The organism is Pseudomonas alkylphenolica (assembly GCF_004025535.1).
GTDB lineage: Bacteria > Pseudomonadota > Gammaproteobacteria > Pseudomonadales > Pseudomonadaceae > Aquipseudomonas > Aquipseudomonas alkylphenolica_A.
This window is the reverse complement of record NZ_QJRG01000042.1, coordinates 132,899-144,942: the sequence shown is the minus strand read 5'-3', so window position 1 is coordinate 144,942 and position 12,044 is coordinate 132,899. Positions and strand designations below refer to the sequence as shown.

Sequence of the window (12,044 nt, the reverse complement as noted above, 5' to 3'; positions counted from 1 at the left end):
TTAGCCGCTTTGGTGGCCTCGGTGGCGGGTTTTGGCGATTCAGCAGCCTAGGCCTGGCTACTCATGGCAATGGCCGCTGCGAGCAGGACCGAGGAACTGAGTTTCCAGATTCCCGTCGAGGCGTTAGTGGCAGGCGAGGATCGAGCGATCACTTTCATTTCAAGTTCCTTCTTGCTTGATGCGCTGTACCCTTTGAGGCAACTGCCAGCACTGGAAAATTTCTGGTGCGTACGTTCAGCCCGGTATTGACTAGCAAGAGCCTAGTAGTGAACCTAATGATTTCAACTTGTTGTGCGCGGAAACTGCGTTTTAGCGCTCATTTCAAGACGCTGGGAATGGGCTCGGATCAAGGTCGCTTCAGAAACTGCAAGCCAGTCCCACGGACACGCCGGACACGTGATCGCCCATGACATGCCTGACCACCAGGCGCGTACGGGTGATGAAAACGTCATACGCACTGGAGTCCAGTTCCAGCCCCAGCCCTACGGTTGAAAGCCGATCAAACCCCAGCACTCCACGCTGATCGCCGAGGTACTCGGAGTGAGACACTTCCACCACATAACGTAACGGCCGCTGCAGTGCGGTGATTCCGGTGGGCGCCCGCCATCGCGTGTAGAGGTTGACCGAGTCGGCAATGGCCTGGCCGTCAATATCGTTCTTGCCCCCCACGTTGCGCAGGTTCATGTAGCTGTAGCGCAATTCGACATCCAGTTCGTAGTCAGGCCTGACGCGCTCAAGGTCGAGCATCAGCGCACCGCCCAGCCCTACGGCGGTCATGTGCCCGTTGTCGAGAAACTGGATGTCCCGGTCAAAGCGCCGGTTGATGAACAGGCGCGCGGCGTTGATGTCGCTGGTCAGGTAACCTGCGGCAAAATTGAATATCGGCCGCAGGGCCAGTTCATCGGTCAGCGCAAAGTCCCAGCCGATACCGCCAGTGGCGGAAATCGAGTTCCATTTCACCGGAATGGTTTGTGTCTGCTCACCATTGGTGGCGACAAAGCGCGGGTCATAGCGGCTGTAGGCGACGGCGCCTTCCAGATAAAGCGGCATCTCCTTGCTCATGGTCGCGCCGCCGCCAGCCTGCGTCATGGTCAGGCTCGGATTGCCGGCGCTGTTGTCGTTGATGCTCAGCGAGCTGGAAGTCAGGTCGGGCGTCATGGAGTAGGACATCAAAGCCAGCATGCCGTTGGCGCGTTCTTCCAGTTTTACGTCGCGCAGGCGCAAGGTGTCGTCGGCATTTGCTCCGGTTGCCATGAGCAGCCCAAGCAGGTGCACGGTGTAACGCGATTTGCCCATAAAAGCCCCTCCAGCGAATCGCTACCTGACTGCGCTTTCAGCGGAGGTATCGAGTCAGGCAAGCGTAGATCCCGTAGTGGGAAGTGCCAGCGCCCAGGTGCTTACAGGGCTCCGATTGCCCGATACAACAGCAACGTCGCCAGCACCAGCATGATCGCACCGGAAATCCGCCCGATAGCCCGGGCAGCGCCGGGGCGCGCTCGCAACGTGGCATTGGCGCCGAAACCCACCATCAGGTAGACCACCGCGCAACTGGCGGTATACACCACGCCCAGCGCCAGGATCTGTAGGCCAATGCTCCAGCTGGCAGCGGTCGAGGTCCACGGCGGCAGGAACGCCAGATAGAACATGAACGCCTTGGGGTTGAGCCCGCTGACCAGCGTGCCGTTGATAAAGCTCCGCACCTGGCTGCTGCCCGGGCCTTGACTGGCAGCGGCCTGCGGTACCGGTGGGTTGCGCAGCATGGCGATGCCCAGCCAGCCGAGGTAGCCTGCGCCAGCGATGCTCAGCGTCACCATCAGCACCGGGCTTGCGGCCAACAGCGTGCCGATGCCCGCCGCTACGATAACGGTCAACAGCACGTAGCCGGTCACCAGCCCGAGCACGGCGCTGAAAATGCCCTTGCCGCGTATTCCCGCCCCGATGGCGTAAGCCCAGTCTGCGCCTGGTGTGATGACGAACAGCAGGGCAAACGCCCAGAAGCTGAGGAGGGTGGCGGCACTCATTGGCCGACCTGCGGTACACACATGGTTGATCTCCGGGGGAATGAGGAATCGACAAACACAGGGGCGGGCATTACGGGTGCAACGACAGCCCTTTGATGGCTTTGTCGACGGCTTTCTTCGCACCGCGCAGCACTATGCCGACCAGGTCCATGTTGTCTGGCGCCTGTTCCAGGAACACCTGGCGGTTGGCCGCGTCATGGCCGGTGGAGAACATCGGGAACACGTAGGGCAGCAGGGTGAGGTCGCGCTCAAGGCCGATGCGATGGGCCTTTTGCAGCCCCGCGAGGTCGGCTTCGAACACCACCATGGGCTGGCCCGACATGTTCCCGTAGTGGTGACCATCGGCGTCGATGTAAGGCTCGCCCATGATCTCTGGCGCCGCCGAGGCGATGCCGGTGGCCAGGAAGGCAACGACGTTCATGCGCTGCCAGGTGGCAAGGTCGTTGCGGACGATAAAGGCGATTTTGGTGTCGAACATGGGCAGCTCCATAAGTACCGGAGCGCCATCATCGGGTGGGGCGGGGTTAGCGGTCTGTAAGATTTGTGCACTGGCGCTGATAACTCGCCGGTGTGAGCCGGTAAGCGCGACGAAACCACAGGCCCAGATGGCTCTGGTCAGCGAATCCCACCTGCGCAGCGACTTCGGCGGGCGCCTCGCCGCGGGCGAGCAAGGCCCGGGCGGCACGCAGGCGTAGCCTCACCAGGTAGGCATGCGGGGTCTGGCCGAAGGCGCGCTTGAACTGCCGGGTGAGCCGGAAACGGTCAATACCCGAGTGCGCGGCCAGTTCATCCAGGCCCACGTCATCGGCCATGTGGGCGTGCAGGTATTCCCTGGCCCGGTTAAGTACCAGATCGTGTTCCATTCGCGGTGAAGGCGGCGTGCGGTACAGGTGCCGGGACAGCATCGCCAGCAACTGGTCGAGCGTCTGGTCGCGGGCGAGCTTGCCTTCATTCTGGTGGATCGCCATGAACGCCTGGTAGATGGCGGCGCTCAGTGGCGGGTCGTCGGCCAGGGTGCTGTGAAACGCCGCTTCGAGCGCCGAGGCATCGCCCAGCCCAAGCCGGCCGGTCATGCCCGTTACCCATGGCTGTGGCAAATACAGCATTGCGTAGGTGAAACCTTCGGGCTCCGGTGCATGGCCGTCATGCACCGCACCCGGTTCGATGAGCATGGCCCGGCCCACTGTGCTGGTGTGCAGAGAACGGTGGCAGCTGAAGCGCTGCACACCTTGCAGGGTGACCCCGACCAGCACTTCGTCATGGTCATGGGGATCGTAGGCGTGGCCCTGAAAATGCGCGTGCACGCTTTCGATGCCGGTATCGAGGTCGCGGCCGATGTTGATCCAGTCGCTGTCGGCAGGCTTTTCGGTGGAGTGGGTCATGTGCACTACCTTGACCGGTTCGCCGCCGCCATTCAAGTGGCGTACTGGGCGATGCCGTTACCGAACGACCAGTTCTCCTTGCGAACCTCGACCAGGCTGATGAACACATCCTCCAGGCGCACTCCGGCTTCGCGGTTGAGCCCTTCGGCGATGGCCTGGTACAGCGCCTTCTTCTGCTCCGTCGTTCGCCCCTCGCTGAGGGTGATCTGGATGAACACCTGGCCATCGGTGCGCTGGATTCCCAGGTACTGCGGGTCGTACACCAGGCGGTCGCCGTCGTGCTCGGTCAGGACCTGGAAGTTGTCGTGCTCCGGGACATTGATCGTATGCCGCAGTGCGGCATAAACGACCTTGCCGAGGGTTTGCAGATGAGCGGGGTCGGGGTGTCTTTTGATGTCGATGCGTACCAGAGGCATGGGAGGCTCCTTGGACAGGTGATCAGACGAGACGCTAAACCGGGGTTGCGAAAATTAAGATAATGGACGTAATCTATTTGCGCAAGCCTCTGCAATTTCCCAAGGAGCCAAGCCATGAGCGAGCCGATCTATCTGGAAGACCTGGCCCCAGGCGATACCTTTACCAGCGAACCGTACCCGCTGGATGCCGAGCAGATCATCCGCTTTGCCCGCGAATTCGATCCGCAACCGTTTCACCTGGACGAGACGCTGGCCAAGGACACGTTTTTCGAAGGGCTGGCGGCGAGCGGTTGGCACACCAGCGCGATCACCATGAGGTTGCTGGTGGCCAGCCTGCCGTTTGCCCGTGGCGTGATCGGAGCGAATGCCGACGTCACCTGGCCACAACCGACGCGCCCCGGCGACCAGTTGCGTGCGCACAGCACCATTGTCAGCGTGACGCCGTCGCGCTCGCGGCCCGACAGGGGCATGGTGGTGGTTGAGTGTGTTACCTCGAACCAGCGCGGCGAGGCGCTGCAGCGTATGACCAGCAGGATCCTGTGCTTCAAGCGGGAGGCGTAAGGCCGTGGGACGTTCGTCGCAGGTAAAAGCCCAGGAAAACCGGGCGAAAATCGTCGAGACTGCCTGCCGGCTGTTTCGCGAGTCGGGTGTCGAGAACGTCTCGGTGGCCCAGGTCATGGCGGCCAATGCCATGACCGTGGGTGGCTTCTACAAGCATTTCGACTCCAAGGATGCGCTGGTAGCCGAGGCGTTTGCGCTGGCTTTCGATCAGTCGCAGCAGGCGTGGGAGCAGGTTTACCAGCGTGCCGACGCGGCGGCCGAAAGCCGTTGTGCGGCACTGGTACGCCAATACCTGCGCAATCGCGCAACCAGCAACCGTTGCCCGCTGGTGGCGTTTGCAGCGCCGGTGGTAACCGGTGAGGTCAATGAGGCGTGCGCCGAGGCGTATGTGTCGGGGACGGAGAAGCTGTTCGAAACCTTTGTCAGCGAGATGACCGGTGCCGATGGCAGCCCTCCCGACGCTGAGGATGAGGACAAGGCCAGGGTGCTGTTTGCCGCGATGGTGGGGGCGCGACTGCTGGCGCAGGCAGTGGGCGATGCGCCCTGGGTCAAACAGATGGAGGCTGCTGTGAACAAGGCGGCCAGCCGGCCTCATCGCGGCTGAAGCCGCACCTGTGGGAGCGGCTTCAGCCGCGAACACGGGCGAAGCCCGTGCCATACGCCGCCGTCAGTCGCGCATCTGCCAGAGTATGAAATCCACTTTCTTCAGATCGGTCAGCTTGCCGTGCTCGGGTACCTGTTCATTGAACTGGGTGACCCAGCTGACGCCTTCATCAGACGGCAGGAAGCGTTGGTACCAGCGCTCGATGTCCGCGTAGCGCTCCTTGGCGTCCTCGACCTTGGTTTTGGACTTATAGTCGGGCGCCTTCTCGCCGACGTTGCGCAGCACATGAATGTCCCAAACAGGCTTGTCCGGACGTAGCGTCGCGACCAGTTTGCTGGAGAACGACGGTTCGTAGCGCTCGGTGGCGGCGTACAGATGATCGAGAATCTGAGCAAACGTGGGCTGGGTTCCCTTCAACTGCTCCATGAGGCTGTAGTAGGTGTCGTACCAGTCGGGCGCTCGCCGCTGCACCCGATAAAACCCGTTGTAGGCCCGCCGAAAATCGGCATCCGTCGAGACATTCACCTTGTTCACCCGATCCATCAGGGCCAGGTATTTCTGGATGCCCCGCTTGGCGTTGATAATCGCCGACTTCACATCTTTACTTGCCACAGCTTCCACTCCTTATTCGTTGCGCGCTCGCGCTTTTGCGATCATGGCATCAAGTTGGCTGATCAGCTCGTCCACATCGATCTCATGAAACTCCTCACGCGATGCTGCGATAATCTTTTCTGCAAATTCCGCGCTGTATTCCAGCGGGCTATCTTCAGGGGGCGGAAAAATCAGCGTTTGCAACCGCTTGATGTCGCTCATGGTCATGCTTCCTTCGAGTGCCTTGCCAATGAGGAACATCTTGAACTTCAATAGGGACACTTCTTGTCCCGAATTGCCTTGAACCTAAAAAATGATCAACCGTACTCACCGTCGCGATTACTTGCGACAAATTCTTCGCGCCGCCGGCAAACCCGTTTCTACCGCAGACATTCACAAGAAGCTCGCCAGCTGGGTTGAGCGCCACGGTGATGAGGGTGAAATCCATCATGAAAAAACCACCAATCGGGATTTGAAGGTCCTGAAGGAACTCAAGTACGTTCAGTCCGAAAAAAGCACGACAGACAAGCGGGAGCTGCTCTGGAAAGCGGTGGGACGAAGCCATTCGCTGGTCCTTTCACCGTCGGACGCGATGTCGCTGACGGCGATCTTCCAGCATGCCGAGCGCTTTGGCCTGCAGTCAGCCACCCAGGAGCTTCAGGGCCTGCGGGACTACGCCGAACTGGTCATGCACGATGGCGCCAAGCGCAAGCTGGATTTCGGCAAGCGTATCACCACCGGAACCCGCTTTACCGTGCTGCAGCCGGGCAAGCACGACCCCGAGCACCTCAAGTGTCTGCAGGACGCCATCCTTGAAGACAGGCCCCTGGAAGTCTGGTACCGGCCGCGCGACACCGACGACGTTGAGTGTGTCTACCAACTCAAGCCACTGGGGTTGTCGCACCAGGACTCCAACATTTATCTCTCCGCTTTTGTTGCCGAAGAACAGTGGCTGGGCAAGGCGCCAGATGCTGACGCCCCGCGAGGCAAGTACAGCAGCAACGGGCCCAACCGGCTGTGTGCGCTGATGCTCCACCGCATCACCAGGGTCGAGCCTGGCAAGCGCACGATCGATGACCCGCAGGGTTACGATATTCACTCGGACGAAGCCCAGAAAGACCTCGTGAGCCTGCACACGCCGCCCCAGCTAACGCGGCTTCGTCTGAGTGACAATCTGTACAACCGGCTTTCGGAAAACCCGCTCGACAAGGACCAGACGCTGGCCCCTGACGGAGACAAATGGGTGCTGACCTGCACGGTCCGCGACACCCAGGGCCTGCGGTTGTTTCTGATGGCCAATGCGGCAGACATCGAGGTGTTGGCACCCCAGCCCCTGAGGGATCATGTCCACCAGAAACTCGCTGCTGCGCTGAGCACCTACGAAGCTTGCCTGTAGGAGCGGCTTCAGCCGCGAACACGGGCGCAGCCCGTGCCATTCACTGCGGATTGAAAAAACCACATCGTCTGTTTGGGTGATAAGCCACCGCGCCCGCGCTTGTACCATGGAGCCCGGATACACGGGCCGGTACCACTCAAGGAGACGCCATGACCGCGATCGATCAACTGGAAGCGCGTTTGCGCACGCTCGAAGACGCCGAGGCGATTCGTCGGCTCAAAGCGCGGTACCTGGCTTGTTGCGACGAGAAAAATCCGCAGGGTATGCGCGACTGCTTCGCGCCTGGCCCGGTGCATATCGACTACGGCCGCATCGGTGTGTTCGAAGACCGCGACCAACTCGTCGCAATTTTCGAGGCGCTGGGCTGCCATCCTCACGTGGTCGAGATGCACCACGGTGTCAACCCGCAGATCGAAGTGCTCGATGACACGCGGGCCAACGGCACCTGGGGCCTGCACTACCAGATGATCGACACCCGCGAGCGCACTATCACGCAACTCGGCGCGCACTACGAAGACGCCTACCGCAAGATCGATGGCCAGTGGAAGATCTGCGCCACACGCTGCGTAGTAACCTCCACCTTGGTGGCCAGTTACGAAGACACTGCACCCGGCGTGCGTTTTGCCGGGGTTCAACCGAGCGCAGCACAGGAGAGCGCCGATGAGTAGCCACCACAGCAAACCGGTCGCCGTCGTCACCGGCGCCTCGCGCGGTGCCGGCAAAGGCATTGCCCTTGCGCTCGGCGCGGCAGGAGCGACGGTGTACGTTACCGGCCGCTCGCAGAACGAGGGCGATGCGCCGCTGCCAGGCACGATCCACGCGACCGCGCGCGAGATCGACGCGTTGGGCGGCAAAGGCATCGCCGTAGCCTGTGATCATGCTGATGACGCGCAAGTGCGATCGCTGTTTGAACGGGTCGAACGCGAAAGCGGGCGGCTCGATATCCTGGTCAATAACGCGACGTTTCTACACGATCAACTGATCGAGCCCGGCCCGTTCTGGGAGAAGTCGCTCGATCTGGTCAACATCCTCGACGTCGGCTTGCGCTCGGCCTATGTGGCAAGCTGGTATGCCGCACCGCTGATGGCCAGGCAGCGCGGCGGGCTGATCGCCTTTACCTCCTCGTTCGGCTCGAACTGCTACATGCATGGCGCGGCGTATGGCGCGCAGAAGGCCGGTGTCGACAAGTTCGCCAAAGACATGGCGGTAGACCTGCGCCCCTACGACGTCGCAGTGGTGTCCCTGTGGATGGGCCCGCTGCGCACCGAGCGCACTACCCGCGCACTGCAAGACCATCCGGAACGCTACGAGGAGTTTTCGTTCGTGATGGAAAGCCCGGAATTCACCGGCAAGGTCATTCACGCGCTGTATGCCGACCCCGATCGCATGACGCAATCCGGGCAAGTGCTGATCGGCGCAGAAGTGGCCTTGGCCTATGGCATTGCCGACCTCGACGGCCAGCAACCTCCTTCGTATCGCGATGTGCTGGGTAGCCCGGTGCAGGCTCACCCGGCGATTGTCGAGTAACGGCGTGGCACGGCCGGCAACCGGCCGTGCCACCTGTTTGCGCTGAAATGTCCCTTTAGGATCTCATGCTGTCTGCTATTGATCTTTGCATCAACGGGATTCCCATTAGTATCGCTTGACTCTGCTTGCTCCCAATAAAAACAAAAGAGAGTCCACATGCGATATTGCGCCCTGATCAATACCCAGGCTGTTTCGACGTCGATGAAGTTGCTGGTCGTCAGCAGCGCGTTGACGAGTCTTCCGGTGTTTGCCGAAGGCTTTTTTGACGATGCCCATGTCAACGCCAACTTCCGTAACTACTACATCAATCGTAACTTTACCGAGAGCGCCTACCCGCAAGGCAAGGCCGAGGAGTGGACGCAAAGTGTGATCCTCGACGCCCGTTCCGGTTTTACCCCGGGGGTGGTCGGTTTTGGCGTCGATGCGCTGGGGCTCTATTCGCAAAAGCTCGATGGCGGCAAGGGTACGACCAACACGCAGTTGCTGCCGGTTCACGATGATGGCCGGCCTGCCGACAATTTCGGCCGCCTGGCGGTGGCCGCCAAAATGCGGTTTGCCAACACCCAGGCCAAGGTCGGTGAATGGGTGGTGGCATTGCCGGTGATTCGTTCCGACGACGGTCGCTCGCTGCCGCAGACGTTCCGGGGCGCGCAAATCACCTCCAAAGACCTCGACAACTTCACTTTTTACGGCGGGCAGTTTCGCGGTAACAGCCCGCGCAACGATGCCAGCATGGAGCGCATGTCGATGTTCAATCGCCCGGACGTGACGTCGGACCGGTTCAACTTTGCCGGTGCGGAGTACGCGTTCAACAACAATCAAAGCCAGGTCGGCGCCTGGTATGCGCAACTGGAAGACATCTACCACCAGCGCTACTTCAACTTCACCCACAACCAGAAAGTCGGCGATTGGCTGTTAGGGGCGAACCTGGGCTTTTTCAGTGGCGAGGATGACGGTAACAAGCTCGCAGGGGAACTGGATAACAAGACCTATTCGGCGTTGCTGTCTGCACGTTTTCGCGCCAGTACGTTCTATCTCGGCCTGCAAAAGGTTGATGGCGATAACTGGATGCGCCTGAACGGGACGAGCGGGGCGACGCTGGCCAACGACAGTTTCAGCAACAGTTATGACTTTGCGGACGAACGTTCCTGGCAACTGCGCCACGACTTTGACTTTGCCGCCCTGGGCGTTCCGGGCCTGACCCTGATGAACCGCTACATCCGTGGCTCGAATGTGCATTCTGGCGGCGTTACCGATGGCAAGGAATGGGGGCGCGAGTCCGAGTTGGCCTATGTCGTGCAAAGCGGTGCTTTGAAGCAGCTGTCGCTGCGCTGGCGCAACTCGGTGATCAAACGCGATTTCAGCCTGGCTGACTTCAATGAAAACCGCTTGATCGTCAGTTACCCGTTGTCGATTTTCTAAGCCTGCCAGACCCACGTCAGGGGTGAAGCATGGCTTCAGCCCTGACGGTATTCCTTGGTGGTTTTCCCGGTCCAGCGCTTGAACGCCCGGCGAAAGTTGGTCGGCTCGGAAAAGCCCAGCAGCAGGGCAATGTCGTCGGTGCTCATGATCGTGGTCTTGAGGTATTCCATGGCCAGCGAGCAGCGCACGTCATCGGTGATGGTCACGAACGAGGTGTCTTCATCCTGGAGTTTGCGGCGCAGGCTGCGGGTGGTCATGTGCAGTTTTTCTGCCACCGCTTCCATGCTGGGAAACTCGCCAGGTGTTTGCATCATCATCTGGTACACCTCGCCGGAAATACCCGAAGACACCTTGGCCTGGCCGATCAGGCGATCGCACGTCTCTTGCAGCACGGTCGCCGTCAGCCGGTGAGCCAGGTGCGGCTTCTGATCGAGGATCGCACTGTCGTAATGCAGTTCGCACTGGTCGTGATCGAAAATGCACGGGCAGCCCAGGTACTGCGCATAGATCGCTGCGTGGGCCGGCGCCGGGTATGAAAAACAGGCTTTGGTGGGCGGGCAGCTTTTGCCGAACACATCCTGCAGGTGGGTCACGTGTTGGGTGAACTGCTGCTCGATCAGGAACTGTTTGATTTCCCGCGAAGGGCTCGGGGTGGAGGCGTCCGGGAATGTCCATACCGCTTCGTCTTCGTACTCATGCCATTCGATGGTCAGCGTTGGCGTGGCCAGCGAGTGGTACTTCACGCCAAGGCGGAAGTAGTCGCGCAGCGACAGGCAGGACATCAGCGCATAACCGTACATGCCATACGCGGACAGGTGCAGGCGCGAGCCGGTCTTGAACGGTGTTTCGGGATCGCTGGACAGCGACAGCGCATTGCCGCACACCGTTGCGTACTGGCGCACCGAGGTCAGTGCCGTGGCGTCGTAGATGTCGGCCTCGTCGACACCACTGCCTTTCAAGCTGTCGGCAGGTGCGATGCCCTGTTCGCTGAGTACTTCCACCAGCGCGGCAATCTTGTACGGCGCGTAGATGCGTTCGTTGAATAACGGCATTTTCGGTGGCATGCGGGCTGTCCCTTAAGGATTCATTGCTGTCCGCTAATGATCTTACCGGTGCGCAGAAAATTCAATAAGCTGGGTACCACGCAACTGCAAAGCCCAATAACAATACAGGTCAGCCCCATGAGTCAGCCAAGCCGAAAAGTCATCATTTCCTGCGCGATCACCGGTGCGACGCACACCCCATCGATGTCCGAATACCTGCCGCTGACGCCTGCCGACATCGAGCGCCAATCCATCGAAGCTGCCGAAGCCGGTGCGGCGATTTTGCACCTGCATGCCCGCGACCCTCTGGATGGCCGGCCGACCCCGGACCCGGCGGTGTTCAGCCAGTTTGTTCCGGCCATTGCCCAGGCCACCGATGCCATCATCAACATCACCACCGGCGGCAGCACCCGCATGACCCTGGCGCAGCGGCTGGCCTACCCGCTGCTGGCCAAACCGGAGCTGTGCTCGCTGAACATGGGCTCGATGAACTTCTCCATCCACCCGATCGCGCGCAAGATTTCCACCTGGGAGCATGCCTGGGAGAAGGAGCACATCGAAGGCATGGAAGACGTGGTGTTCAAGAACACCTTCAAGGACATCAAGGGCATCATGCAGGAGCTGGGTGAGTATGGCACCCGCTTCGAGTTCGAATGCTACGACGTCGGCCATCTCTACAACCTGGCGTACTTTGTTGAACAAGGGCTGGTCAAGCCGCCGCTGTTTATTCAGTCCTGCTTCGGTATCCTCGGCGGCCTCGGTGCCGACCCGGAAAACATGACCATCATGCGCGCCACGGCGGATCGCCTGTTCGGCCGCGAGAACTATGAGTTTTCCATTCTGGGCGCTGGCCGTCATCAGCTGCCGTTCGTGACCATGGGCGTGATCATGGGCGGCAATGTGCGCGTCGGCCTGGAAGACAGCATCTACCTGGCCAAAGGCGTCAAGGCCAAGACCAACGCCGAGCAGGTGCGCAAGGTCCGTCACATTCTCGAAGAGCTGTCCTATGAAATCGCCACACCTGACGAAGCCCGGAAAATGCTCGGGCTCAAGGGCAAGCACAACGTTCACCTGTAAGCGT

General features: G+C 60.6%; 15 protein-coding genes. 7 read left to right on the top strand and 8 right to left on the bottom strand.

Annotation, left to right across the window (positions count from 1 at the left end):
- Nucleotides 1–357: 357 nt before the first annotated feature.
- The 5 genes from DM813_RS11920 to DM813_RS11900 all read right to left on the bottom strand — a co-directional run bounded on the left by DM813_RS11920 (nt 358) and on the right by DM813_RS11900 (nt 3,819).
- The gene (locus DM813_RS11920) at nt 358–1,296 is read right to left on the bottom strand and encodes an autotransporter domain-containing protein (protein WP_206617378.1); all 939 of its coding nucleotides are present in this window, start codon (nt 1,294–1,296) and stop codon (nt 358–360) included.
- A 101-nt stretch (nt 1,297–1,397) separates the two neighbouring features.
- Nucleotides 1,398–2,021, bottom strand: coding sequence for a LysE family translocator (locus DM813_RS11915; RefSeq protein WP_128323593.1), 624 nt, complete (start codon nt 2,019–2,021; stop codon nt 1,398–1,400).
- A gap of 70 nt (nt 2,022–2,091) precedes the next feature.
- Complete coding sequence (locus DM813_RS11910; protein ID WP_128323592.1) at nt 2,092–2,499, bottom strand: DUF2000 family protein; 408 nt, start codon at nt 2,497–2,499, stop codon at nt 2,092–2,094.
- A 46-nt stretch (nt 2,500–2,545) separates the two neighbouring features.
- Nucleotides 2,546–3,403, bottom strand: coding sequence for an AraC family transcriptional regulator (locus DM813_RS11905; RefSeq protein WP_128323591.1), 858 nt, complete (start codon nt 3,401–3,403; stop codon nt 2,546–2,548).
- 32 nt (nt 3,404–3,435) lie between these two features.
- A complete protein-coding gene (locus DM813_RS11900) occupies nt 3,436–3,819 on the bottom strand; it encodes a tautomerase family protein (protein WP_128323590.1) in 384 nt (127 codons plus the stop codon).
- A 114-nt stretch (nt 3,820–3,933) separates the two neighbouring features.
- On the opposite strand from DM813_RS11900, the gene DM813_RS11895 reads away from it, so the two are divergent.
- Entirely contained in the window at nt 3,934–4,380 is a 447-nt protein-coding gene (locus DM813_RS11895) for a MaoC family dehydratase (protein ID WP_128323589.1), read from the top strand.
- Between the two features lie 4 nt (nt 4,381–4,384).
- Complete coding sequence (locus DM813_RS11890; protein ID WP_128323588.1) at nt 4,385–4,984, top strand: TetR/AcrR family transcriptional regulator; 600 nt, start codon at nt 4,385–4,387, stop codon at nt 4,982–4,984.
- 63 nt (nt 4,985–5,047) lie between these two features.
- Here the strand turns inward: DM813_RS11890 and DM813_RS11885 are convergent, their stop codons facing one another.
- Both DM813_RS11885 and DM813_RS11880 read right to left on the bottom strand, forming a co-directional pair.
- Nucleotides 5,048–5,596 carry a hypothetical protein gene (locus tag DM813_RS11885; protein WP_128323587.1) on the bottom strand — a complete coding sequence of 183 codons (549 nt, stop codon included), beginning with the start codon at nt 5,594–5,596 and terminating at the stop codon, nt 5,048–5,050.
- A gap of 12 nt (nt 5,597–5,608) precedes the next feature.
- Nucleotides 5,609–5,797, bottom strand: coding sequence for a hypothetical protein (locus DM813_RS11880; RefSeq protein WP_128323586.1), 189 nt, complete (start codon nt 5,795–5,797; stop codon nt 5,609–5,611).
- Between the two features lie 91 nt (nt 5,798–5,888).
- On the opposite strand from DM813_RS11880, the gene DM813_RS11875 reads away from it, so the two are divergent.
- The 4 genes from DM813_RS11875 to DM813_RS11860 all read left to right on the top strand — a co-directional run bounded on the left by DM813_RS11875 (nt 5,889) and on the right by DM813_RS11860 (nt 9,920).
- Nucleotides 5,889–6,971 carry a helix-turn-helix transcriptional regulator gene (locus tag DM813_RS11875; protein ID WP_128323585.1) on the top strand — a complete coding sequence of 361 codons (1,083 nt, stop codon included), beginning with the start codon at nt 5,889–5,891 and terminating at the stop codon, nt 6,969–6,971.
- Between the two features lie 149 nt (nt 6,972–7,120).
- Nucleotides 7,121–7,639: a nuclear transport factor 2 family protein gene (locus tag DM813_RS11870; protein WP_128323584.1), complete on the top strand. Its 519-nt coding sequence runs from the start codon at nt 7,121–7,123 to the stop codon at nt 7,637–7,639.
- The gene (locus DM813_RS11865) at nt 7,632–8,498 is read left to right on the top strand and encodes an SDR family NAD(P)-dependent oxidoreductase (RefSeq protein ID WP_128323583.1); all 867 of its coding nucleotides are present in this window, start codon (nt 7,632–7,634) and stop codon (nt 8,496–8,498) included. Before DM813_RS11870 ends, DM813_RS11865 begins: the two co-directional genes overlap by 8 nt.
- Nucleotides 8,499–8,699: 201 nt before the next feature.
- On the top strand, nt 8,700–9,920 hold the full coding sequence (locus tag DM813_RS11860) for an OprD family porin (protein WP_241653172.1): 1,221 nt from the start codon (nt 8,700–8,702) through the stop codon (nt 9,918–9,920).
- A gap of 35 nt (nt 9,921–9,955) precedes the next feature.
- On the opposite strand, the gene DM813_RS11855 is transcribed toward DM813_RS11860, so the two are convergent.
- Complete coding sequence (locus tag DM813_RS11855) at nt 9,956–10,984, bottom strand: AraC family transcriptional regulator (protein WP_128323581.1); 1,029 nt, start codon at nt 10,982–10,984, stop codon at nt 9,956–9,958.
- 117 nt (nt 10,985–11,101) lie between these two features.
- On the opposite strand from DM813_RS11855, the gene DM813_RS11850 reads away from it, so the two are divergent.
- The gene (locus DM813_RS11850; protein WP_128323580.1) at nt 11,102–12,040 is read left to right on the top strand and encodes a 3-keto-5-aminohexanoate cleavage protein; all 939 of its coding nucleotides are present in this window, start codon (nt 11,102–11,104) and stop codon (nt 12,038–12,040) included.
- Nucleotides 12,041–12,044 lie beyond the last annotated feature (4 nt).

What these genes read in the sequence shown, in the direction of transcription:
- DM813_RS11920 (WP_206617378.1), bottom strand. Translation starts at nt 1,296, where the DNA reads ATGGGCAAATCGCGTTACACCGTGCACCTGCTTGGGCTGCTCATGGCA.
- DM813_RS11915 (WP_128323593.1), bottom strand. Translation starts at nt 2,021, where the DNA reads ATGAGTGCCGCCACCCTCCTCAGCTTCTGGGCGTTTGCCCTGCTGTTC.
- DM813_RS11910 (WP_128323592.1), bottom strand. Translation starts at nt 2,499, where the DNA reads ATGTTCGACACCAAAATCGCCTTTATCGTCCGCAACGACCTTGCCACC.
- DM813_RS11905 (WP_128323591.1), bottom strand. Translation starts at nt 3,403, where the DNA reads ATGACCCACTCCACCGAAAAGCCTGCCGACAGCGACTGGATCAACATC.
- DM813_RS11900 (WP_128323590.1), bottom strand. Translation starts at nt 3,819, where the DNA reads ATGCCTCTGGTACGCATCGACATCAAAAGACACCCCGACCCCGCTCAT.
- DM813_RS11895 (WP_128323589.1), top strand. Translation starts at nt 3,934, where the DNA reads ATGAGCGAGCCGATCTATCTGGAAGACCTGGCCCCAGGCGATACCTTT.
- DM813_RS11880 (WP_128323586.1), bottom strand. Translation starts at nt 5,797, where the DNA reads ATGAGCGACATCAAGCGGTTGCAAACGCTGATTTTTCCGCCCCCTGAA.
- DM813_RS11875 (WP_128323585.1), top strand. Translation starts at nt 5,889, where the DNA reads ATGATCAACCGTACTCACCGTCGCGATTACTTGCGACAAATTCTTCGC.
- DM813_RS11870 (WP_128323584.1), top strand. Translation starts at nt 7,121, where the DNA reads ATGACCGCGATCGATCAACTGGAAGCGCGTTTGCGCACGCTCGAAGAC.
- DM813_RS11865 (WP_128323583.1), top strand. Translation starts at nt 7,632, where the DNA reads ATGAGTAGCCACCACAGCAAACCGGTCGCCGTCGTCACCGGCGCCTCG.
- DM813_RS11860 (WP_241653172.1), top strand. Translation starts at nt 8,700, where the DNA reads ATGAAGTTGCTGGTCGTCAGCAGCGCGTTGACGAGTCTTCCGGTGTTT.
- DM813_RS11855 (WP_128323581.1), bottom strand. Translation starts at nt 10,984, where the DNA reads ATGCCACCGAAAATGCCGTTATTCAACGAACGCATCTACGCGCCGTAC.
- DM813_RS11850 (WP_128323580.1), top strand. Translation starts at nt 11,102, where the DNA reads ATGAGTCAGCCAAGCCGAAAAGTCATCATTTCCTGCGCGATCACCGGT.